General features: G+C 67.9%; 18 protein-coding genes. 11 read left to right on the forward strand and 7 right to left on the reverse strand.

The features are described from left to right. Positions 1 to 414: 414 nt before the first annotated feature. The 4 genes from R2733_07280 to R2733_07295 all read right to left on the reverse strand — a co-directional run bounded on the left by R2733_07280 (position 415) and on the right by R2733_07295 (position 6,745). Positions 415 to 2,703: a transglutaminase domain-containing protein gene (locus tag R2733_07280; GenBank protein ID MEZ5376305.1), complete on the reverse strand. Its 2,289-nt coding sequence runs from the start codon at positions 2,701 to 2,703 to the stop codon at positions 415 to 417. Beyond that, positions 2,700 to 3,839 carry a DUF58 domain-containing protein gene (locus R2733_07285; GenBank protein MEZ5376306.1) on the reverse strand — a complete coding sequence of 380 codons (1,140 nt, stop codon included), beginning with the start codon at positions 3,837 to 3,839 and terminating at the stop codon, positions 2,700 to 2,702. The genes R2733_07280 and R2733_07285 overlap by 4 nt, the downstream gene beginning before the upstream one ends. Continuing rightward, positions 3,839 to 4,810 carry a MoxR family ATPase gene (locus R2733_07290; protein ID MEZ5376307.1) on the reverse strand — a complete coding sequence of 324 codons (972 nt, stop codon included), beginning with the start codon at positions 4,808 to 4,810 and terminating at the stop codon, positions 3,839 to 3,841. Before R2733_07290 ends, R2733_07285 begins: the two co-directional genes overlap by 1 nt. Before the next feature lie 72 nt (positions 4,811 to 4,882). Continuing rightward, positions 4,883 to 6,745: an Hsp70 family protein gene (locus R2733_07295; GenBank protein MEZ5376308.1), complete on the reverse strand. Its 1,863-nt coding sequence runs from the start codon at positions 6,743 to 6,745 to the stop codon at positions 4,883 to 4,885. A 129-nt stretch (positions 6,746 to 6,874) separates the two neighbouring features. Between R2733_07295 and R2733_07300 the strand changes: the two genes are divergently transcribed. Together R2733_07300 and R2733_07305 are read left to right on the forward strand one after the other, a co-directional pair. Further along, positions 6,875 to 7,516 (forward strand): HAD-IA family hydrolase, encoded by a 642-nt coding sequence (locus R2733_07300; GenBank protein ID MEZ5376309.1) that lies wholly within the window; start codon positions 6,875 to 6,877, stop codon positions 7,514 to 7,516. Next, complete coding sequence (locus tag R2733_07305) at positions 7,516 to 8,676, forward strand: beta-galactosidase (GenBank protein MEZ5376310.1); 1,161 nt, start codon at positions 7,516 to 7,518, stop codon at positions 8,674 to 8,676. The genes R2733_07300 and R2733_07305 overlap by 1 nt, the downstream gene beginning before the upstream one ends. A 27-nt stretch (positions 8,677 to 8,703) precedes the next feature. Here R2733_07305 and R2733_07310 read toward each other — a convergent pair whose 3' ends face one another. Beyond that, positions 8,704 to 10,149, reverse strand: a complete 1,446-nt coding sequence (locus R2733_07310; GenBank protein ID MEZ5376311.1) for a sigma 54-interacting transcriptional regulator — start codon at positions 10,147 to 10,149, stop codon at positions 8,704 to 8,706. Between the two features lie 197 nt (positions 10,150 to 10,346). On the opposite strand from R2733_07310, the gene R2733_07315 reads away from it, so the two are divergent. From R2733_07315 to R2733_07335, 5 genes are all read left to right on the forward strand, one after another. Next, a complete protein-coding gene (locus R2733_07315; GenBank protein ID MEZ5376312.1) occupies positions 10,347 to 12,485 on the forward strand; it encodes a hypothetical protein in 2,139 nt (712 codons plus the stop codon). Positions 12,486 to 12,650: 165 nt separating this feature from the next. Next, entirely contained in the window at positions 12,651 to 13,442 is a 792-nt protein-coding gene (locus R2733_07320) for a succinate dehydrogenase cytochrome b subunit (protein MEZ5376313.1), read from the forward strand. Positions 13,443 to 13,450: 8 nt separating this feature from the next. Continuing rightward, a complete protein-coding gene (locus R2733_07325) occupies positions 13,451 to 15,367 on the forward strand; it encodes a fumarate reductase/succinate dehydrogenase flavoprotein subunit (protein ID MEZ5376314.1) in 1,917 nt (638 codons plus the stop codon). A gap of 18 nt (positions 15,368 to 15,385) precedes the next feature. Then, the gene (locus R2733_07330) at positions 15,386 to 16,159 is read left to right on the forward strand and encodes a succinate dehydrogenase/fumarate reductase iron-sulfur subunit (GenBank protein MEZ5376315.1); all 774 of its coding nucleotides are present in this window, start codon (positions 15,386 to 15,388) and stop codon (positions 16,157 to 16,159) included. 149 nt (positions 16,160 to 16,308) lie between these two features. Further along, the gene (locus R2733_07335) at positions 16,309 to 17,241 is read left to right on the forward strand and encodes a DUF368 domain-containing protein (protein ID MEZ5376316.1); all 933 of its coding nucleotides are present in this window, start codon (positions 16,309 to 16,311) and stop codon (positions 17,239 to 17,241) included. On the opposite strand, the gene R2733_07340 is transcribed toward R2733_07335, so the two are convergent. After that, positions 17,193 to 17,927: a hypothetical protein gene (locus R2733_07340; GenBank protein ID MEZ5376317.1), complete on the reverse strand. Its 735-nt coding sequence runs from the start codon at positions 17,925 to 17,927 to the stop codon at positions 17,193 to 17,195. The two genes, R2733_07335 and R2733_07340, sit on opposite strands and share 49 nt — an antisense overlap. Before the next feature lie 44 nt (positions 17,928 to 17,971). Between R2733_07340 and R2733_07345 the strand changes: the two genes are divergently transcribed. The 4 genes from R2733_07345 to R2733_07360 are packed head-to-tail and all read left to right on the forward strand — an operon-like array spanning position 17,972 to position 22,673. Then, the gene (locus R2733_07345; protein MEZ5376318.1) at positions 17,972 to 19,714 is read left to right on the forward strand and encodes a dynamin family protein; all 1,743 of its coding nucleotides are present in this window, start codon (positions 17,972 to 17,974) and stop codon (positions 19,712 to 19,714) included. Continuing rightward, entirely contained in the window at positions 19,711 to 21,333 is a 1,623-nt protein-coding gene (locus R2733_07350; GenBank protein ID MEZ5376319.1) for a GTPase, read from the forward strand. The genes R2733_07345 and R2733_07350 overlap by 4 nt, the downstream gene beginning before the upstream one ends. A gap of 32 nt (positions 21,334 to 21,365) precedes the next feature. Continuing rightward, the gene (locus R2733_07355; protein MEZ5376320.1) at positions 21,366 to 21,767 is read left to right on the forward strand and encodes a hypothetical protein; all 402 of its coding nucleotides are present in this window, start codon (positions 21,366 to 21,368) and stop codon (positions 21,765 to 21,767) included. A 45-nt stretch (positions 21,768 to 21,812) separates the two neighbouring features. Then, the gene (locus R2733_07360; protein ID MEZ5376321.1) at positions 21,813 to 22,673 is read left to right on the forward strand and encodes a DNA-formamidopyrimidine glycosylase family protein; all 861 of its coding nucleotides are present in this window, start codon (positions 21,813 to 21,815) and stop codon (positions 22,671 to 22,673) included. A gap of 39 nt (positions 22,674 to 22,712) precedes the next feature. On the opposite strand, the gene R2733_07365 is transcribed toward R2733_07360, so the two are convergent. Further along, entirely contained in the window at positions 22,713 to 23,171 is a 459-nt protein-coding gene (locus R2733_07365) for a chemotaxis protein CheX (GenBank protein MEZ5376322.1), read from the reverse strand. Positions 23,172 to 23,175: the final 4 nt, after the last annotated feature.

The raw sequence follows: 23,175 nt of genomic DNA on the forward strand, positions 1-23,175 counted from the left end.
TCAACGAGATGGGCTCCAGCGCCGACAGTTCGGTCGCCGACCAGCCGGGTGGCACCGGTGGGGTCGACGCAGACCACAGCGAGGGGCCGGCAACGCACTCCAAGCAGCAACACTCCGGCACCGGCTGCGCTGTCGCCACACCGCAACTGTCGGCTGTCGAGCCCACACCCACCGAACTCTCGGCTCACCAACCCAGAACCGGGCTCAGCAGCCGAGAGAACGAGCCAGGTGAGCTCCACCGCCGAGAGATGGCGCACCAACCACCCACAGCGAACTGTCCACACTGAAGCCCAAACCACCGAACTGTCCGCACTCGAGCTCAGAATCGGGCTCCAGTGTGGACAGTTCAGCGAGATGGGCTCCAGCCTCGACAGTTCGGGGGTGAGCGAGTCGTGCGGCGCCGGCGGGATCGAGCTAACGGAAGAGGGAGCGGGGGTCGAGGGCGGCGGCGAGGCGCTGTTTGAGGCCGGCCTGCTTGCGGGCGAGCTTGACGGCGGTGCCGCTCAACTCCCACGCCCGATCGGCCTGACCGTCGGTGACAGGGAACGGGGCGTACAGCGCGTCGTCGACGACCGGAGCGAGGTCGCCCACCGGTTGGGCAAGATCCCGGAGGTCGATCACGTCGAGGTGTTCGGCAAGGTCAAGGGCCGAGGCCGAGCGCGACGCCGGGAGACCGAGTTCGCCGAACCGGTCCCGCACCTCGCGCCACGCGCCGACCACCTGACGATCGGGGTCGACGCTCCGCCGACGACGAGTCCGGCGGAGCCGCTTCAACCCGAGCACCACGACGGCGTAGAGCACGGGCAACGCGGGGATCAGGAGCAACCACCACAGCTTGGATCGGCCACCGTCGTCACCCTCGGGTGGGAGCAGCACCGGCTCCTGGAACTCCGGCAGCTGTCCTTGCGCTGCCTCCTGGCCAGACGAGCTCACCGCCGGGGTGCGAGCCGTGAGCTCGTCGGAACGATTGTCGCTGTTGGTCGGATCGAAGCCGATCCACCCCAGTCCGTCGAACCACACCTCGGGCCAGGCGTAGATCTGGGCCTCGGTCACAGTCCGCTCAGGATCGGTTGCCGTCAGCGGCTCGTCGAGGCGGTAGCCGACCACCACTCGCGACGCGAGTCCCATCTCACGAGCGAGCACCGCGAAGACCGAGGCCGACTGTTCCGAGAATCCGATCCTCGGCACGGCAGCGCTGGGGTCGTCGGTGTCGGCCTCGGGCCGCAGGTAGCTGGTGAGCGCTGCGAGACTGTGTCCGGCGGGCGCCTCTTCGTTGTAGAGGAAGGAGCCGCTGCGCAGGTCGGCCTCGAATTTCGCCAGGCGAGCTTGGATCGAGTCGTCGGTGGAGACCACGGACTGGGCGTACTGGCCGAGGACCTCGGCCTGTCCCTCGGTGGTCTCGGGTCGCTCCGAGGCGTAGCGAAGCGAGCCGGGAACCTCACCCGGGTCGGGGAGGTCGTCGGGTCGGGGTTGCCCCAGGTCGACCGTCGCTGCATAAGCCGCGGTCGACGGGTCGACCGATGCGACGGTGCCGGATCGAGGATCCCATGCGAGGCCCTCGCCCGACAGGTTGCGGACGATCCCGGCACGGGGCAGGAACCGGAACGGGTAGGCGTCGCCGAGGTCGATCTCCTGCCGGAACGGACCGACACCGAGACCGGTCACCTGCTCCGGCGAGGGCAGCCGGGCGCCGGCCGGCTCGAACTGCGCCGTGGTCGACCACACGCTGCCGTCGTAGGTGTCGAGCGTTGCCACCGGCAGGAATCGGATTTCGGTGTCGGCGGGCAACCCGTCGAGCCGGATGGTGAACACTTCCCCCGGCACGTCGGCGATCAGACCGGCCTTCACGCTGGCGAGCGGCGTTGCGGCCTCGTAGATGTCGAGCGGACGAGCGAGTTCGGCGCGCAGATCAAGTGCGTCGTCGCGTTGGCTGCCCACGACGGTGGTGAGCACCGCCGCCCCCAGCGCGAGCAAGCCGACGAAGGCGAGGCTCGACAGCACCTGGCGCAACGGCATCGACGTGGCATCGGCGAAGCTCGCCCCACCGGGACGCCGCAGGCCCCCGATCGCGAGCGCGACGCCGACCAAACCCATCATCGCGGCGACGAACCATGCCGGCACACCACCCAGCGACGCGGTGTAAGCAAGCGCCACTGCGGTGGCTGCGAACAGCGGAAGGGCAACGAGAACCGAGGAACGCTGCCGCACGACGATGGTCGTTGCTGCCCATGAGGCCAGGGCGGTGACGATCACCGGCGGGAGCAGGAACATCTTGCTCGTGGCAATGAGGAGGCCGGTCGATGCGAGCGACTTCCACGAATCGATCAGATCGCCGGGAAGATCGCTGGCAGCCGTGTTGTAGCGGGCGGCCAGCCCCACGGCGAGCACGATGAGCAGCAGCGCAAACGATTCGCCGGTGGAGCGTCGGACCATCGACATGGCCAAGGCAACGGCGGCACCCCCGAGACTGGCCACCACGATCGGAGCAATGTGCCCGTTGTCGGCGAAGATCCGCCCCCACAGCACCAGCGGTAGCGCCGCACCGACGACCATCGCCACCACGGCAACGAGGTCGAGAAGCGACGGAAGCGAGAGCGATCGAGCGCGTTCGGTCTCGACGACGGCATCCGACAGATGTGCCGGTCGCACACTCGGATCGGGAAGATCCTCCGGGGCCGGGGCGGTGTTGTTGAGGAGCGTCATCCGAACCTCGCCTTCCACCGGGCGGCCACCTCGGCGCTGTCGGCACCGTTCAGCGTCAACGCGCCCGGGATTCGCATGGGCGGGCGGTCGAAGTGCTCGCCCACCTGCACCACGGTGACCATGTCGAAACGGGGCCGGACCCGGCTGATGCCAGCGGTGCGTTCGGCCGGCGGTTGCCCGGTGATCGCCCCGAGGGAGACGCCCTCGGCTCCTTCCGCGAATCGGATGACGCCGTTGAGCCCCGGGTCGGCATCGCTGGGCTGGATACCGGCCAGGATGCGCATGATCGCCACCCGTCCCTCACCCGAAGCGGCTGCATCGGCCGCGAGCCCGCCGGTGGTGCGGAACATCACGGGATAGTGGCTGCTGCAGCCGGCCTGGACCAGGGATGCCGCGATCCGTACGGCATCCTCGAAGCTGTCACCCCCGTAGGAACCGCTCCAGGTGTCGAGCACGATCATCAGGCGGGGCTCACTGGTGATGATGTTCTTGCGCACCATCAACGTGCCGGTCTTGGCGACCGAGCGCCAGTGGACCAGCCGCAGGTCGTCTCCGAGTTCGTAGTCGCGCAGACTGTGGAACGAGATGCCGCCCTCATGGGGCTGCTCGGCCGCTGCGCCTTCGAACTCCCGACGGTGACCGGTGGGCAACGGCGACATGTGATGCACCGCGGGATACACGATGAGCGACGACGTCGACCCCCGATGCGTCGCAGCGCGGAAGAACCCCAGTGGATCGACACGCTCGATCTCGAGCGGACCGACCTCGAAGTGGCCGCGACGGTCGGTGGGCAGGGTGAGAAGCGACACATGGGTCTCGCCGGCGTTCACTGCCGGCAGCGCCACCGAATGTTGGTGCCCGGCGATCCAGTCGGCGGCAACGATCGGTGCGCTCTTGCGCCGGCCCGTGTTGGTGACCGACACCCGAGCTGACGCCAGCTCGCCGGCCCCCACCACGGGAGGCGAGACGTGCTGACTCGCCACCAACGACGGGCGCCACGCGACGTACAGCGCCGCCAACGCGACGGACAGCGTGAGCAGGCCGGCCACGACGAGGAGGAACGTGTAGCCAGTTGCCAGCCCGCCCACCAGGCTCAGCGCTGCGACGATCAACGCCCAGCGACCGTTGGCGGTCATCAGATGCGGATTTCCGGCAGCGGGACGGCGTCGAGGGTGCGCTGGATCAGGTCGGCGCTGGTGAAGCCCTGGAGCTCGGCTTCGGGCGACAGCAGCATCCGGTGCCCGAGGACGAACGGCGCCAACTCCCGCAGATCGTCAGCCGACACGAAGGTGCGGCCCTTCGCCGCCGCCCACGCCTGGCCGGCCTTGATCAATGCGAGGCTGCCACGAGGGGACACACCCAGGCGGAGTTCATCCATCCGCCGGGTGGCGGCCGCAATGGTGACGGCGTACTGCTGGAGCGAGTCGGCCACGTGCACCGATCCGGCCACGCCGATCATCCACTCGAACGCCTCAGCGGTGACCGCCGGGGTGAGTTCCTCGGGGCGCTGACCGTGGAGGCGGTTGGCGATGGCCTCGACCTCGGCTTCGTGACTGGGATAGCCCATGGCCATCCGCATCATGAAACGGTCGATCTGTGCCTCGGGCAGGTGATAGGTGCCGTCGAACTCGACCGGGTTCTGCGTGGCGATCACCACGAACGGACGAGGCACGAGATGGCGATGGCTGTCGATGGTGACCTGCCGCTCCTCCATCACCTCGAGCAGGGCGGACTGGGTCTTCGGCGACGCACGGTTGATCTCGTCGGCCAAGACGACATTGGCGAAGACACCCCCCGGGTGGAAGCGGAACGAGCCGGTGCTGGCGTCGTAGATCTGCGAACCCGTGACATCGGTGGGAAGCAGATCGGGAGTGAACTGGATCCGGTGCATGGTGGAGCCCAACGACGCGGCGATGGCCTTGGCCAGCGTGGTCTTACCGGTTCCCGGCACATCGTCGATCAGCAGGTGGCCCTCGGCAAGCATGCACGTGAGGGCGAGACGGATCTCGCCCGGTTTGCCCCGGATGACTCGCGAGACGTTCTGATGAATCGACTCGAATCGCTCACGGAACGCCTCGACCTGACTCGGCTCGGCTTGGATGCTCATCTTCTTCCCTCCTGGACGCAGATCCACTCTTACTCACTCGAGGCCGCCGGGCCAGGCCCGGGACGTCGACGACTACTTGACGAACACGAAATACCCACCCAGTGCAATGGCGATCACGAGGAGCACGATGACCGCCAACATCAGCGTTTGGTTGGATCCGACGGGCTGGGCCTGGGCCGGTACCGTCTCGAATTGAGCGACGGCGGGCGCATCCATCGAGACCGGTGTCCGCACCCGGTGGCGGGATTCGGTGGACACCGAGGCGAGGTCGCCGTCGGAGCTCTGGCGACGAGCGGAGGGATCGAGGGGAGCCAGGCTGTTGGCGGTCGGCTCGGCTGGTCGGCTCGGGCCGTCGGTCACGGCGTCGGAGCCCGCAGGTCGAGCCGGGGGGCGCGGCGCACCGGCCGGCGGAGGGAGCCGGTCGGAACTCGGCCGCGGCGACGGCGCTTGCGGCGCCAATGGCGCTGCGGGCTCGAGCGGCGCGCGGCGCACCGGATCGGTGTGCACGACCGGCGGATCGTTCGGGGTCGCGGCGGGGGGCAGCGCCGGCGAGGTGGGTGATGGCACCGCCGGTGCCGAGGTGGGGGCCGGCGCGGTACGGGCGGCCGGCGGCGTCGAAGGGCCCGGGGCCGGTGCCACGGTGGACCGAGCGGCGGGCGCCGCTGCCGGCGGCGGCATCGTTGGGCTCGGGGGTCGAGGGAGGTCGGCCGGTGGTGACGGCGGCACCGCTCGAACCGATGGCTCGGTGGTGGGCGGAGGGGCGGCCGTCGGCTCGAACGATGGAGTGGTCGGGGCTGGCGGCGTGAACGCTCGACGAGCCTCGGGCGTGGCGGACACGGTGCGGGTCTGAGCCCGGAACGATGACGCCACGCTCACCGGGGCGAGCGACGTGGCTCCGAATCCGGCAGCACCGAGGGCGACGGCGTTCTTCGGATCGGAGTCGACGGCGATGGGAACACCGAAGTGGGATGCCAGCATCTCGCCGACGAGGGGAATGCGACTCGATCCGCCGACCAGGAGAATACGGCTGAGATCACCGGCGACGATCCCGGCGCTGCTCAAGACGTCGTCGAATGCCTCGATCGATTCGGCGAGTCGGGGACGGATGCGTCGTTCGAACTCCGCCCGGGTCAACCGCACCGACGAAGTGGCGGCGCGCAGCGGCACCCGAATGTCGGCCGAGGTGTCGACCGAGAGCAGCCGCTTTGCGGCAACGCAGTTCGACCGGAGGTCGTAGGCCGCGGCCAGCGTGGCGTCGTCGTCGGCACCGAGTTCGACCTCGGCTTCTGTCAATACGTAGGACCAGATGGCGTCGTCGAAATCGACACCACCGAGCCGCTCGATCCCGCCCGCCCGACCGGCGGTCTCGAAGCCGTTCTCGGTTCGGCGCATGACGACCGCGTCGAAGGTGCCACCGCCGAGGTCGTACACCCCGATCAGCTCGCCTGGCTCGACCCGCTCACCCTGGACGTAGTGGGCTGCAGCCGCCGCAGGCTCGGAGATCAGCAGGGTGTTCGAATCGGCGAGATCGACGGCGTCGCGAAGCAGATCGACGCGAAACTCGCCCCAGTTGGCCGGGTGCGTGAGCACGACGACCGCAGGCGCCTCGCCCCGGCGGGAGGTGACCAGATCGAGCACCCACCCAAGGAGTTCCCTGGTGAGCGTCAGCGGATCGAATGCAGTGCCGGCGAGTCGGATCGGGACGTCGTCGCCGAGCCGCCGCTTGAAATGGCGCGCCACCCGAGTGGGGTCACCCGCGGCCCGCAGTTCTGCGGCTTCACCTGCGAGAAACGCGCCCTCTTCCCGCAGGAAGAGCACCGAGGGGACGCTGTAGCCACTGGAACCGAGCGACAGCATCTGTGGCGCGACACCGGGGTCGCACACCGCAGCCGCGGTGAACGTGGTCCCCAGATCGATGCCAATGGCGTAGCTCACCAGTCCCTCACCGCTTGCCCTCGCAGCTTGCCCTCACAGCCGACACTCGGCCGGAAAGCCGAACCCACGTTGTAGCAGACCGGTGGTGCCCCTGTCCTCCCCCCATCGTGGCACCCCTAGCCTGACGCCATGACCTCAGATGGCTTCGATGCGATCATCATCGACTGGGCCGGGACCATCACCGTTCCCCTGCTCGATGCAGTACTTCATTCGGTGAACGAGCTCGGCTTCGGAGCCGACGAACTCACCAGAGCGCTGGAGGGACTCGCGGGCTACATGACCGATCCCGACTCGATCATTCATCGAGCCGAAATCGGCCAGATCTCCGACGATGATCTTCGGGCGCACATGGACGACATCGCCGAGGGTGCGGGGCGCCTCTTCGACGCCGAGCCGCCGTCGATCTTCCATGCCGCCGACCGGCCCGAGATGATCCAGTTGCTCGAAGACCTCGCCGAGACCGACACCCTCATCGTGCTGGCCACCAACAACTTCGAGACGGCGCAGGACATCCTCGCCGCCCGCTACCTCGAAAGCGGCCTGGTGCACGCCATCGTCAACTCGGCGCTGGTCGGGATGCGCAAGCCCAACCCCGCCTACTACTCGCTGATCCTCGAGACCTTCGACCTCGACCCCGCCCACACCCTGGTGATCGACGACGCCGACACCAATCTCGAGGTGGCGCGAGACCTCGAGATGGTGACCGTGCTGGTCGGCAACGACACCACCGCCGCCGTCGACGAGATCCGGCGCCTCGTCATCGGGGCCTGATGGCCGGCTCGGCACGTCGAGGCGTGGTACTCACCTCGGCCGAACTCGACGGGGTGAGTCCGACCGCCGACTGGTCGTACTGGATCTCGACCGGCCGCGCTCCCGCCGGGTTCGACCACGGGATCGATGTGCAGCGTTGGACCGATGATCTCGAACAGGTGGCATCCCTCGGCGCCAACGAGGTCGTGCTGACCGTCGAGTGGGCCCGCCTCGAGCCCGAGCCTGGCCGCCACGACCCGGTCGCCACGATGCTCACGCGCGACGTGATCGTCGCCGCCCGTGATCGAGGTCTGACCGTGTGGCTCTGCCTGCTCGACGGAACGGCTCCCGGCTGGTTCACCTACGACGAACACGGCTTCGCCGACGGCCACGCTCGCCGGCTGCTGTGGCCGCGCCATGTCGAATGGGTGGGTGAGACCTTCGGCGATCTTGCCGACGGCTGGGTGCCGATGCGTGAGCCCGCCCATCTCGGGGTGCGGGCTCGGCTGATCGACAAGGCCCCACCCGGTGGTACGAACCCGGTGAAGGCAGCCGAAGCGGTGCGCGACCTCGCGCTCGCCGAGGCCGAGGCGTGGCGCATACTGCGAGGCTCGGCGCCAGTTGCCACCTACCAGACCGCCCGGGTCTTCGTTCCCGAGCGCAGCGCTGAGCACGGGACGACCAACGTGAAGGCGTCACGCGAGGTCGGGCATCTCGACGATCTCTTCCTCCGTCCGTGGCTGCAGGCGATCGTCGACGGCACCGTCCAAGCGGGGAACCTCCCGGGTCGGCCGGTCGCCGACCTGGCCGATGCCTTCGACCAGGTCTTCGTCCAGCTCCGCCCACCCATCGTGGTCGACGGCGATGGTGGATGGCATCTGCACCCGCAGGCAAACGTCATCGACCGCCTCGCGGAAGGACTCAGCCGGGTTGCCGATCACGTCGGCGACCGCCCGCTGTGTGCCGTTGCCGACCTGGCACCCGCCCCGACATCGGAGCCGAGCCGCGCCGACTATCTCGGCGAGCTGATGGCGGCGGCCGCCGACGTCGGCGTCGATGGCTGGTTCCAGTCCAGCCCGATCGACGGCTGGCACTGGGAAGCAGGTGAACACCTCGAGCCCGGCATCGTCGCTCGGGACCGCAGCGAGCGCCCGTCCGCTGGGGTCTTCGGTTCGGCCTGACCAGATCGGGGCCCGCAGGCCCACGAGCTACATCCGAGACCGGTAGGCGGAGCGTGTGCCGATCGCGTCCTTGTTGAGGCGCTTCGACAGATGCATGCCCTCGAGGATCAGCTCGATGGCCGACGCGTTGGCCGCGGCTCTGCCCGCATCGTCGAGCTGGTCGGCCTGATCGCCGAGCAGCTCGGCCGCCGGCACGGCCAGCGCCGGAACCTTGGCCATGAGGTCGACGTAGTCGCCGATCGGTACGTCGTCGCCCGACGACGCAACGATGTCGCCCTCGAACGCATCGGCGACCTGACGAATGCCCTCACCGGACAGGCGGCGCTTGAACAGCTCGACGATCGCGGAGCGCATCAGGTGATCGATGACCTCGCCGTCGCGGCCTTCGTCGAGGGCCTCGATCTCGATCTTGCCTGCCGTCGACGCGATCAACGCATCGAGGTCGCTGACCCGTGGCACCACGGTGCCGGAGTCGAGACCGGCCTCGCCCATGCGGAGCGAACGGCGAACGGCCGCTGCTGCCAGGGTTTCGAGGTTCGACACCGTGAGCCGCACCGAGACACCCGACGCCTGGTTGATGTGGCCGCTGCCCCGAGCGGCGTGGGTGAAGGTGGCGATGAGTTCGGCCATGAAGTCCGGAATGAAGACCGCCGGACCGTCGTCGGGCAGGTTCGCTTCCTGCAGGGCGATCTCGACCTCGGTGTTGATGTCGAGGGGATAGTGGGTGCGGATCTGGGCGCCGAAGCGGTCCTTCAGCGGGGTGATCATGCGGCCGCGGTTGGTGTAGTCCTCGGGGTTGGCCGAGGCGACGAGCATGACATCGATCGGCAGCCGCACCTTGTAGCCGCGGACCTGCACATCGCGCTCCTCGAGCACGTTCAGCAAACCGACCTGGATGCGCTCGGCGAGGTCGGGGAGTTCGTTGATGGCGAACACGCCCCGGTTGGTTCTCGGGACGAGGCCGTAGTGGAGCGTGAGCTCGTCGGACAGGTACCGACCCTCGGCCACCTTGATGGGGTCGACCTCACCGATCAGGTCGGCGATCGAGGTGTCGGGTGTTGCCAACTTCTCGCCGAAACGGTCGGAACGATGCACCCACGCGATCGGAGTGTCGTCGCCCTCGGAGGCGATGAGGTCCATCGCGTAGCGCGACACAGGATTCGTCGGGTCGTCGTTGATCTCGGATCCGGCGACGATCGGCATCCACTCATCGAGCAGGTTGGTGAGCGAGCGGATCATCCTGGTCTTCGCCTGCCCGCGCTCACCCAGGAACACGATGTCGTGTCCGGCCAGGATTGCGTGTTCCAGCTGGGGAATGACCGTGTGCTCGTAGCCCTGCACACCGGGGAACAGGTCGTCGCCGGCTGCCATGCGGGCGAGGGTGTTCTGCCGGATCTCTTCCTTCACCGAGCGAGAGACCCAGCCGGACTCGAGGAGCTCGGCCAGCGTCGATACATCAGGATGGTTAGCCACGGACGCCGACCCTAGACGGCCCGAGCGACGAACGTCATGCCGGGCGGATGGTGGCAACAGGTCGGCGCCACACCTGCACCGCACGACCGGCGACACCGGGCACCGGCCGGCCAGCGACACTCGGGCACCGCCCGACCGGCGACACTGGGCACCGGCCGACCGGCGACGCCGTGGGCGGAGCGGGCTATGGTCCCTTCGTGGATCTCTCGGGCTCCTGGCGGGCTGCACCGCTCGACGCCGAACTCAACAGGTCAGGTGCCGATCCCGACCTCGATGACTCTGGGTGGAACACGGTCACCGTGCCTGGCCACTGGGGCGAGACCTCGCGGTTTGCCCACGCGCAGGGGCCCTTGCTGTATCGCCGCCAGTTCGAGCACGAACCGACCGAGCCGGGCAAACGTTCGTGGCTGGCGCTCGACGGTGTGCTCGCCCAGTCCGAGATCTGGCTCGACGGCCGCTTCGTCGGCGACACGATCGGCTACTTCGTCCCGCACCAGTTCGAGATCACCGACGCGTTGAACGAACGCGACCAGCACGTCCTGGCGATCGAGGTGTCCTGCCCCGATCAGGGTGACTCGTCGTCGAAGCGCAGCCTCACCGGCTCGCTCCAGAGCGGGCCGCTCGCGCCTTCGGGCTCACCCGGTGGGATCTGGCGCCCGGTGCGCATCGAACGAACCGGACCGATCGCCATCCGCTACGCCCGTGTGATCTGTCAGGAAGCCACCGACGCCAAAGCCGTCCTCCGGGTCCGGCTCGTCGTCGACGCGCTCAGCGCGGGCGAGGCCCGCATCGACACCTCGGTCACCGGCCCCGACGGCGAGGCCGCGGGCGGCGGGGCGGAAACCCACGAGCTCGCGAGCGGCGAGAACCGGCTCGAGTGGAAGGTCGAGATCGATCAGCCGTCGCTGTGGTGGCCGGCCGCGCTCGGATCCCAGCCGCTCTACGAAGTCGGTGTCGCCATCCGCACGCCAGACAATGAGGTCAGCGATCGCCGCCACTGGCGCACCGGTCTGCGGCGGATCTCGGTCAACAACATGGTGTGGCGGGTCAATGGCGAGCGAATGTTCGTCAAGGGCGTCAGCCTCGGCCCACAGGACCGCTTCCTCGGCTCGATGGACACCGGTGTCATCGCCGATGACCTGCGATCCGTTCGCGACGCCGGGCTCGATCTCGTTCGCGTTCACGGCCACGTCGCTCGGTCCGAACTCTACGAAGCGGCCGACCGGCAGGGTGTGCTGCTGTGGCAAGACCTCCCCCTCGTCGGCCCGTACGCCACCTCCACCCGAAAGTTGGCCCGGCGCATCGCCCGCGATGTGGTCGACCTGCTCGGGCACCATCCCTCCGTGGCGGTGTGGTGTGCCCACGACGAACCCAACGGGCCGCCGCTCCCCGAGCCGAACCGCAGCGCACAGATCGAACCACCAACGGCGCGTCGCCTCGGTCGACATCTGTTTCCGAGCTGGAACCGGTCGGTTCTCGATCCCCTGCTGCGCCGCGAGATCCGCTCGGCCGACACGTCACGATCCGTGATCGTCCGATCCGGCAGCCTGCCGTTGCTCACCGATCTCTCGGCCTCCGATCCTCACCTCTGGCTGGGCTGGCATTCCGGCACCTACGAAGACCTCCCGGAGCTGATTCGCCAGTGGCCCCGGCTCGGTGCCTTCCTCGGCGGCTTCGGGTCCCAGTCGGTCACCGTTGCGGATTGGGATGAAGACGCCCCCCAGTTCGCCAGTGCACAGGCCGGCGCCTTCGACCGCTACGTGCCTCGCCGGGCCTACGCCGACGGCGAGAGCTGGGCGCTCGCCACTCGGGCCTACCAGGCCGAACTCCTGCGCTTCCACATCGAGACCATCCGGCGTCTCAAGTACTCCCCCGCCGGTGGTTTCTGCCTGCTCTCGCTGATCGATGCCGACCCCGACGGCGGCTTCGGACTGCTCGATCACGAGCGGCATCGCAAACCGGCGTTCGATGCCGTGGCCGATGCCTGCACACCGGTAGCCATCGTGGCCGATCAGCCGCCGGCCATCACCACGGCCGGGGCGCCCATCCAACTCGCCGTCCACGCCATCAGCGACCTGCGCACCACGCTCGGCAATGTCGAGGTGATCGCCACCGCAACCTGCGGCTCGTGGTCGCACCGCCAGACCTGGCACGGCGACCTCCCGGCCGACAGCTGCCAACTCATCGGCGAGCTGGCGTTCGAGGTGCCCGACCTCAACGGTCAGCTCGTGATCGACCTCTCGCTCCTCGCCGTCGACCGGGCGGCGACCAATCGCTATCACTCGGTGGTGATCCCGCCCTCCGAGGCCACCACCCGGCATTCGGTCCGGCGCTGAACTCGGGCGAGTGGCATCACCAGCGAGGGCACGTGCCGACGGCGGCCTTTGGCCGTCAAAGTATTGACGGAGGAGTTTGGGTCGTCCCCGCTGAATGCGGCTACGTTTTCTCCCGCCCGGTGACGATGCTGTCCCGGGTCCGCAACTCTCCAACGGAGGCACACGGTGGCCACGCCGACCCTCGATCCAACGTCACGACCAGGTTCGTCCAGGGGTTCGATCCCGCTTCGCAAGAAGGCCCGGGAGCTCCCCTTCCCGCTCAACATGTACCAAACGGCGGTCGGCAAGAAGTGGGTGATGGCCGCCACCGGACTCATGCTCTACGGCTTCGTGTTGTTCCACATGATCGGCAACCTGAAGATGTACCTCGGCAAGGTCGAGCACAACGGAGCGATGGAGTACGACATCGACATCTACGGCCACTTCCTCCGTGAGCTGCTCGTGCCGATCCTCCCCCACGGCTACACCCTGTGGCTGCTCCGTATCGGCCTCATCGTCGCCGGCATCCTCCACGTCATGTCGGCCTATCACCTCACCCGGATGAACATGGCGTCCAGCTCGCCGTACCAGTCCAAGCAGGACTTCATTGCCGCCAACTTCGCCTCGCGCACCATGCGAGTGAGCGGCATCGTGGTCGGCGCCTACATCCTCTTCCACCTCGCCGATCTCACCTGGGGTCTGATCCCCGGCTACGACTGGGAGTACGGCCACGTCTACGAGAACATCGTCGGTTCGCTGTCCAACCCGATCGTGGCGCTGATCTACATCGTCGCCAACATCTTGCTGGCGGCGCACCTCTACCACGGGCTCTGGAGCATGTTCCAGAGCCTCGGGCTCAGCAACCCCCGGTGGAACAACCTCCGACGCGGCATCGCCACGGGCCTTTCGCTCATCATCTTGATCGGCAACGTGAGCTTCCCGATCGCAGTCCTGTCCGGCATCGTCGACGTCAACTAGGAGCCACGATGATTCTCGATTCCAAGATCCCCGAAGGCCCCATCGAAGAGCGCTGGGACAACCACAAGTTCAACATCAAGCTGGTCAACCCGGCGAACAAGCGGAAGTTCCGCATCATCGTGGTGGGCACGGGCCTGGCCGGCGCGTCGGCCGCCGCGGCACTCGGTGAGCTCGGCTACAACGTCGATGCCTTCACGTTCCACGACTCCCCTCGCCGGGCCCACTCGATCGCCGCCCAGGGCGGCATCAACGCCGCCAAGAACTACCGCAACGACGGCGACAGCGTCTTCCGGCTGTTCTATGACACGGTCAAGGGCGGCGACTTCCGCAGCCGCGAGTCCAACGTGTACCGCCTGGCCCAGGTGTCGGTCGACATCATCGATCAGATGGCCGCCCAGGGCGTCCCGTTCGCTCGCGAGTACGGTGGCCTGCTGGCCAACCGCTCCTTCGGTGGCGCCCAGGTCTCCCGCACCTTCTACGCCCGGGGCCAGACCGGCCAGCAGCTCCTCCTCGGTGCCTATCAACAGATGATGGGCCAGGTGAAGGCAGGCAAGGTCACGCTGCACACCCGGAAGGAAATGCTCGACGTCGTCCTCAAGGACGGCGAAGCCTGCGGCATCGTGGTCCGTGACCTCGTCACCGGTGAGATCACCAGCCACTCGGCCCATGCCGTGGTGCTGGCGACCGGCGGCTACGGCAACGTGTTCTACCTCTCGACCAACGCCATGGCCTGCAACGTCACTGCGGCCTGGCGGGCCCACCGCAAGGGCGCCCTGTTCGCGAACCCCTGCTACACCCAGATTCACCCCACCTGCATCCCCTCGGCCGACGAGTTCCAGTCGAAGCTGACGCTGATGTCGGAATCGCTCCGTAACGACGGACGCATCTGGGTGCCCCGCAACCCCGACGAGAAGCGGGCCGCTCGCGACATTCCCGAGGCCGACCGCTACTACTACCTCGAAGAGAAGTACCCGGCCTTCGGCAACCTGGTGCCGCGCGACGTCGCCTCCCGCAACGCCAAGACCGTGGTCGATCAAGGGCTCGGTGTCGGCCCACAGAAGAACGGCGTCTACCTCGACTTCGCCGACGCCATCAACCGCGACGGCCGAGACGCCGTCGAGGAGCGGTACGGCAACCTCTTCGAGATGTACGAGCGGATCACGGGTGAAGACCCCTACGAGATGCCGATGCGTATCTACCCCGCCACCCACTACACGATGGGCGGACTCTGGGTCGACTACAACCTGATGACCACCGTGCCCGGCCTCTACGCCGCCGGCGAGGCCAACTTCTCCGATCATGGCGCCAACCGTCTCGGTGCCTCGGCCCTCATGCAGGGTCTCGCCGATGGCTACTTCGTGTTGCCCTACACCATTGGCGACTCCCTGGCCGGCAAGCTCGGCACCGACCCGGTCCCGACCACCGATCCGGTCTTCACCCAGGCCGAAGCCGACGTCCGCGAGCGGCTCAACCGGTTCCTGTCGATCGGCGGCACCAAGTCGCCCGAGCACTTCCACCGGGAGCTCGGCAAGATCGTGTGGGACTACATCGGGATGGCACGCAACAAGAACGGCCTCGAGAAGGCGATCTCGGAGATCCGGGCGCTGCGTGAGGAGTTCTGGAAGGACCTGCGTGTTCTCGGCACCGAGGACACCATCAACTCCTCGCTCGAGAAGGCGGGGCGTGTCGCCGACTTCTTCGAGCTCGCCGAACTCATGGCCCGTGATGCACTCGATCGTGAAGAGAGCTGCGGCGGGCACTTCCGTGAGGAATCACAGACCGAAGAAGGTGAAGCGCAACGGCGCGACGACGAGTTCTCCCACGTCTCGGCTTGGGAGTGGCACGATCCAGACACACCGCAGACCAAGCACCGTGAAGAGCTGACCTTCGATTACGTCAAGCCGTCGCAGCGGTCCTACAAGTAGGCCGGGGAGCATTCAACCATGAGCAAGATTCTCAACCTCCATCTCCAGGTGTGGCGTCAGAACGGCCCGAACGCCCAGGGCAGCTTCGCCAACTACGAAGCCACCGGCATTCCCGACGATGCGTCATTCCTTGAAATGCTCGACATCGTCAACGAACGACTCATCGAGAAGGGTGAAGTCCCGATCGAGTTCCCGCACGACTGTCGTGAGGGCATCTGCGGTACCTGCGGCGTCATGATCAACGGCCGGGCCCACGGCCAGGAGAAGGCGACCGCCACCTGCCAGCTACACATGCGCAAGTTCACCGATGGCGAGACCATCGTGATCGAGCCGTGGCGTGCGGCCGCCTTCCCGGTGTTGCGCGACCTCATCGTCGACCGGTCCGCCATGGACCGCATCATCGAGGCCGGCGGCCACATCAGCGCCCCCACCGGTACGGCGCCCGACGCCAACGAGATCCCCATCCCGAAAGAGGTCGCCGACTCCTCGATGGACGCGGCGGCCTGCATCGGGTGCGGTGCCTGCATCGCTGCCTGCCCCAACTCGGCGGGTCAGCTGTTCACCTCGGCCAAGATCTGGCACCTCAACTCGCTGCCCCAGGGTCAGCCCGAGCGGTTCCGACGCACCGAGGCCATGGTCGAGACCATGGAGCAGTTCTTCGGCTCGTGCACGAACCACGGTGAGTGCGCCGACGCCTGCCCGAAGGAGATCAGCCTCGACTTCATCGCCTACATGAACCGCGACTACATGAAGACCAAGCGGGTCAACCGGCGCCTGGCCAGCCAGAGCTGATCTCGATCCGGTCCACCAACCGGACCAAGCAAGCGACGATGCCCACTCCGAAGGGGTGGGCATCGTCGCGTCCGGTGGGCTTGCGTCGGGGGCTCGCGTAGGTAGGACCGTTCATCGCTCGGGGATCTTCCTCCGATACCTTCGCGAAGGTGGCAAAGCACCTCCTCCAGTTCCTCCGCGGATTCTTCATGGGCTCGGCCGACATCGTGCCCGGCGTGTCGGGCGGCACCGTTGCCCTGATCCTCGGGATCTACAAGGACCTCATCCACAACGTTCGTGGCGGGGCGCATGCGCTGAAGCGACTCGTCACGGGCGACCCCGGGGGCTTCGTCGACGACTTCCGCACCATCGACTGGCTGTTCCTGATCCCGCTGGGCGCCGGGATCGCCGGTGCCTTCCTCGTGCTGCGCCATCCCATGGAAACGCTGCTGGTCGACCACGCCGAGGGAACGGCCGCCGTGTTCGCCGGCCTGGTGCTCGCCAGCTGTCTGCTCGTCTGGCAACAGCTCACCGTCCGAGACGCACTCCGCATGGGAGTGCTCGCGTTCGTCACCGTCGCTGCGTTCGTTCTCCTCGGCTTCCAATCCGGCGCCATCACCGACGCGCCGATCTGGATGTTCTTCGTCACCGGCGCCATTGCGATCTGCGCCATGATCCTCCCCGGCATCTCGGGCTCGTTCATCATGCTGATGCTCGGCATGTACGCCGGTGTCATCACCGGCGCCCCGGTCGAGCTGCTGGTCTTCCTCGTCGGTGCGGTGATCGGACTCGCGGGGTTCTCGTCGTTCCTCAACTGGCTGCTCGAGCACCATGAGCAAACCGTGCTCGCGGCGCTGCTCGGACTCATGCTCGGTTCCTTCCGGGTGCTGTGGCCGTGGCCGAACGGGGTCGGTGTCGTCTCTGAGGAGCAGGCGTCAGTGGTCAAAGGCACGGCGTTGCATCTTCCCGATGCCGGACAGGCCATCGGTGGCGTGGCGCTCGCCGCTGCGGCCTTCGTGGTCACCATGCTCATCGTGCGGTTCGCCGACGCCGATCAGGAGTCGATCGGCGACGAGCTCGCTCCCGCTCCCCACAACGCATAGCACCGACGGGCCTCGCGGCTCGGCACCGATACCCAGCTCAGAGGCTCATCCGATCCAGACGGTGGTACGTCGCCGACCTCCAGTCGGCCCGGCGACCGGGATCCCCACCAGTGGGTGCGAATGGCGACGCCCTCGACCGCGTGTTGGCCGTCGCCATCGAGCACGAGCCCGTGGCCAACCCCGAGCTGACGGTACTCCTCGGCAGTCGACCACGGTGTTGTCGACAACGGTGTTGACGACCACTGTGCCGTCGATGCCGCCTCGAACTCGAGTTCCCAGCCGATCGGGGTTCGCTCGCCGAACCCCCGGCCCAGCAGGGCTTCGGGATCGTCAAGCGACAAGCCGAAGGCTTCCAGCCCGTAGCTCCAGTGTTCGAGCGGGGTTTCACAGACATGATCGGCCCAGAGCCCCGACGTGCGGACCTCCCAGCCCCGATCGGGGAGAGGAACGTCGTCGTCGGCAACCACCACCGGGGCGAAGCCGGCCCGCAGCACCACGCCGACGAACGAGACCCGGGCGACAGCTGGCTCGGCAACGATCGACAGCATCACGGCCGCCGGACCGGCGCCCTCGCTCGACTCGACGAACAGGTCGAGCCGGTGCCCCTCGAACCATCGGGCGCCGGTGACGCCCCCGACAGTGCGTCGCTGCTCGAGGTCGGGTGTCAGCTCCATCGTCCAGACCACATCGACTCACCGTACCCCTGCACGGCGTCTACGCTGAGGCGCTGATGACCGACGGGCGACCTGACGATCTCGACAGCACCGCGACCCCGCTGGGGCCTGTCGTCGACGCCCTGGCCGACCTCGACGCGGCGATCGATGCCACGCCGCTGCGACTGGGCGTCGGCGGACTCGACGATGCACGGGTCGTCGCCACCGAGCTGTCCGATCAGATCACCGACTACCTGCTGCCGCGCCTGTCACGACTCGACGCACCCTTGCTCGCCGTCCTGGGCGGATCGACCGGCTCGGGCAAGTCCACCATCACGAACTCACTCGCTCGGGCCAACGTCTCACCGGCCGGCGTGCTTCGCCCCACCACTCGGGCGCCGGTGCTCATCTGCCATCCCGATGACGTGGCCTGGTTCACCACCACCGACCTCCTCGGCGACCTTCCACGAGTGTCGGGCGAAGGTAACGCCATCGGCCAGGTGCTGGCGATCCGCCCCACCGACACGGTCGGCCCGGGCGTCGCCCTCATCGACGCCCCCGACATCGATTCGGTCGAGCTCGCCAATCGTGATCTCGCCGCCCAACTCTTGGCCGCCGCCGATCTGTGGCTGTTCGTCACGACCGCCGTTCGCTATGCCGACGCCGTGCCATGGCAGTTCCTCGAACGAGCCCAGCAACGTGGGATGGAGCTCGCCATCGTCATCAACCGGGTTCCTCACGGTGCAGCCGAGGAGATCAGCAACCATCTCGCCCAGATGCTCGACGACGGCGGGCTGCACGACGTGTCCCTGTTCCCGATCGTCGAGGGTTCGCTCATCGACGGCCGCCTGCCCGAGGTCGACGTCGCCGAACTGCGGGCCGTCATCACGAACCTCACCGAGGACGCCGAGCAGCGAGCAGCCGTGGTCCGCAGCACGCTCGACGGCGCTCTCCGTTCGGTGGGTCCTCGGGCCGACACCATCCTCGCGGCGGCCAGATCCCAGGACGCGATCGGAGCCGAACTCCGCAGCGCGGCCGACCGTGCCTACCGCCTGGCAGGCGAGCGCATCGTCGCCGACCTCAGCAACGGCACCATGCTTCGGGGTGAGGTCCTGGAACGCTGGCAGGAACTGATCGGCACGGGCGAACTCATGCGAGCGGTCCAGTCACGAATCTCGCTGCTGCGAGACCGCATCGCTGCCGCCATTCGAGGCCGCGCTGCTGCGACCGGTGAAGTGCAGGGCGAGATCACCTCCACGCTCGAGCGGCTCGTCCTCGACCACGCCGACGCTGCTGCGCTCGACGCCGTCACCGCGTGGCGCCAACTACCGGGCGGCCCACAGGTGTTGGCCGGCGACCCCACGCTCGACCACCGTTCAGCCGAGTTCGAACGAGCGCTCGCCCCCGAGGTCCGGGCGTGGCAGGACGACGTGCTCGAACTCGTGCGAGCGACCGGCGCCGGCAAGCGGAACACCGCTCGGGTGCTGGCTGCCGGCGTCAACGGGATCGGCGTCGCTCTCATGATCGTGCTCTTCGCCCAGACCGGGGGAATCACGGGGGGCGAGGTCGCGGTTGCTTCCGGCACCGCGGGGATCTCGCAGGCACTGCTCAACGCGCTGTTCGGTGAGCAGGCCGTGAGGGATCTCGCCAATCAGGCTCGGTCGCTCCTGGCCGACCGCCTGGGTGCGCTGCTCGAGACCGACGCCAATCGTTTCCGGCGTGCGCTGTGGGCCACCATCCCACCGCCGGAGGCATCCGCTGCGTTGGCCGAGGCGATCGAGGAGTTCCGAATCGCACTCGATCACGGTGACCAGCGATGATCAAGCTGCCGACGTTCGGGCGGACGCCCCGCGAACTGGCCGCGCTGCCCGAGCAACTCGAGGCGCTGGGTGTTGCCACGGCGCTGGCCGATGGCCGACTCGACCCCGACCGCGTCGAGTCCGCACGCCGGGTGGTCGACAAGGCCGAGGGGCGGCTCCGCCACGGCACCACCCACACACTGGTCGCCCTGCTCGGGGCGACCGGCAGTGGGAAGTCGTCGATGGCCAACGCCCTCGCCGGCTCCGACGTCGCCACCACCGGCGTGCGTCGGCCCACCACCTCGAGCACCTTGGCGCTCGTGTGGGGTGACCACGACGCGTCGTCCCTCCTCGAATGGCTGGGTGTCGGCAATCGGCACCTCGTCTCCGCATCACCTGACAGCCCGCAATCAGGGTTGGTCCTCCTCGATGTCCCCGACCACGACTCGGTCGCGGTCACCCATCGACTCGAGATGGAGCGCATCGCTCAGCATGCGGACCTGCTGCTGTGGGTCACCGATCCCGAGAAGTATGCCGACGAGGCAATGCACCACTACCTGCGTGCGCTGTCCCGCCACGATGCCGTCACGCTGATGATCCTGAACAAGGCGGACCGCCTGACCCCCGCCGAGCTCCACGCCTGCACCGCCGACCTTGAGCGTCTGCTGCACAACGACGGCATCGCGAAGCCAAGCGTGTTCCCGGTGTCGGCGACGACCGGCCAGGGAGTCGACGCCGTGCTCGATCGGCTCGCCGACACCGTGGCCGCGCAGCGGGCGATGGTCGAGCGGCTCTCGGCCGATGTGGCGACCGCCGCCGACACCTTGGCCGAACAGGTGCCGCCCCCTCCCCCACCCGTGATCGCCGACGACAGCGTCCGCCGACTCGCTGTCGATCTCGCCACGGCGTCGGGTATCGACGCCGTCGCCGATGCCTCGGCGGCCGGGTATCGCTTCGACGCCGTCCAACGCACCGGCTGGCCGTTCACGCGGTGGGTGCGTCGTCTGCGACCCGACCCGCTGCGTCGACTCCATCTCGAACGCAACGACCGAGGCCGCAGCTCGCTCCCCGCCCCGAGCGGTGCGCAGACCGCGCGAGCCGGTGCAGCCATTCGAGCCGTCGCCGAGTCGGCGTCGTCGAGGCTCGATGAGCCATGGCCGACCTTGCTACGGGATGCTGCAACGCCCCACTCGGCCGAGCTCCACGACCGGCTCGACGTTGCCGTCGCCGACGCCGTCCGCGACGCATCGTTCTCGTCACCACGCTGGTGGGGAGTGCTCCGGACCCTCCAGTTCCTCCTCGCCGTGGTGGCACTCGTCGGTGGCGCATGGTTGACGGCGCTGGCAGCGAACAACTGGCTCCGGCTCCCCGAGTTCGGTACACCTGCGTGGCGCGGCATCCCGCTCCCGACGGGGATGCTCATCGTCGGACTTGCCGCCGGATGGGCACTGGCGCTGCTGTCTCGTCGGCTGGCGCGTATCGGCGGTCGGCGTCGGGCTGCCGCCGTACGACGTCGAGCGGCCGACGCCGTCGAGCAGGTCGCCGACGAACTCGTCGTCGATCCCCTGCGCGCCGAGCTCGACGCCCTCGATCGCCTCCAGCGCGCCGTCAACGCTGCAGGCGCCGAACGACGATCCTGACCGCCCCATGGCGATCGGCTACCCTCCGGGCCGTGAAATACCTCAGCGAGTCCTGGCTTGAGGCGGCAACCCACGCACTGTCCGACATTCCCCCGACCGATCTGACGATCCGGGTCGGCTACGACATCGTCGGCGGGCCTGACGGCGTGGGCCCCTACACCCTCGTGCTCGGGCCCTGCTCGATCGCCTTTGTGCCCGGCCTGTGTGACACGTCGGCAACACTGCGCCTCGACTATGAGCTGGCTGTCGACATCGCCCAGGGTGCCACGAGCGCCCAACGGGCCTTCCTCGATGGCGGCATCGTGCTCGGCGGCGACGTGACCGCCCTGCTCGGCTCCGCCGCCCCGCTCACGCTGATCGATGATCGTCTCGCCGGCTTGCGATCGATGACCGACTTCGCGGTGGCACCTGACGCTTCGGCGCCGACGCTCTAGGGTCGGCCAGACCACACACGGTCAATCCAGCTCCCAGGAACCACCATGCCCGAGATGCCCGAGGTCCAGGCCCACGCCGAACGTATGACGGCCGCGCTCGGCGGGGCCGAGCTGACCGGCTTCCGCCTCCTGAACTTCGCGTCGCTGAAGACCTTCGATCCGCCACCTGACGCATCGAAGGGCACTCGGCTCGTGGATGTCGGGCGCCGGGGGAAGTATCTGCTGATGCGCTTCGACAACGGGCACACCCACGTCGTGCACCTGATGCAGGGTGGGCGGCTCCGACCCGACCCGAAGGAAACCAAGAAGCCGCGTGGTGGGTTGATGCGATGGACCTTCGCCGCCGGCGACCGCGACGAGCTCGGCACACCTTCGTGGCTCCTCACCGAGGCCGGAACCGAACGCCGCGCCGGGCTCTGGGTCCTACGTGACGACCCGCTCGCGCAGGAGCCGCTCGACCATCTCGGGCCCGAAGCGACCGACCTCTCGGTCGACGCACTGGCCACCACCGTGCGCCGACACTCCAAGCGACTCCACGGTCTGCTCCGAGACCAACGGGTCGTTGCCGGTCTCGGACGCATGCTGACCAACGAGGTCCTCTACGAGGCCGAGCTCAGTCCATTCGTCAATGCCTCGAAGCTCAGCGATGACGACGTCGCTCGACTCCACTCGTCGATCGCTTCGGTCGTGGCGTCTGCGCTTGCTCACGAGCGGACGCTCGACGACATCGGTAAGAGCGTCGATCGCCCCTCGAAGGTCCACAATCGCGCCGGCGAGCCATGTGTCGACTGCGGCGACACGATTCGCACCATCGACTATCGCGCCTACACCGTCTACTACTGCCCCACCAGACAGACCGGTGGCCGACTGCTGGCCGACAACAGCACCAGCAAGTTCCTCAAGTGAACCTCAGGTCGCGTCCGCTGTGGACGACGGCCTTCCTCGCTACTCGGCGACGGCCAGCTGACGCTCACGCAGCGACGCGACCAGGCGATTGCCACCGGCATCAAACCCGACTCGGTTGAGCACCGCGCCGGTGTACGAACCCGGCTCGACACTGCCGACCACCACCTTGGGCAGCGACAGGGTTGCCGACATCGCCAGCACACCCTTGACGTTGCCGCCGAAGATGTTCGCCAGCTCACCGACAGCGTCAGCGGCGTCTTCGGCCGCGACTTCATCGGTCGACATCGAGAACAACACCTCGGCAAGCCGAGAGGCCAACGCTGCGCCGCATTCGATCACGACGGCCAACGACGCCCCATCGGGACTGTCGATGTCGACCGTCGAGTACATGCCGAAGGCATGGTCCGCGGCGATCTCGGTCGCGTAGAGCTCCTCGCCGATCATGGTGTCCCAGATCTGGGTCATCATCTCGATCAGGTCTTCGTCAGTGAGTTGCATGTGG

The organism is Acidimicrobiales bacterium, assembly GCA_041394265.1.
Classification (GTDB): domain Bacteria; phylum Actinomycetota; class Acidimicrobiia; order Acidimicrobiales; family SZUA-35; genus JBBQUN01.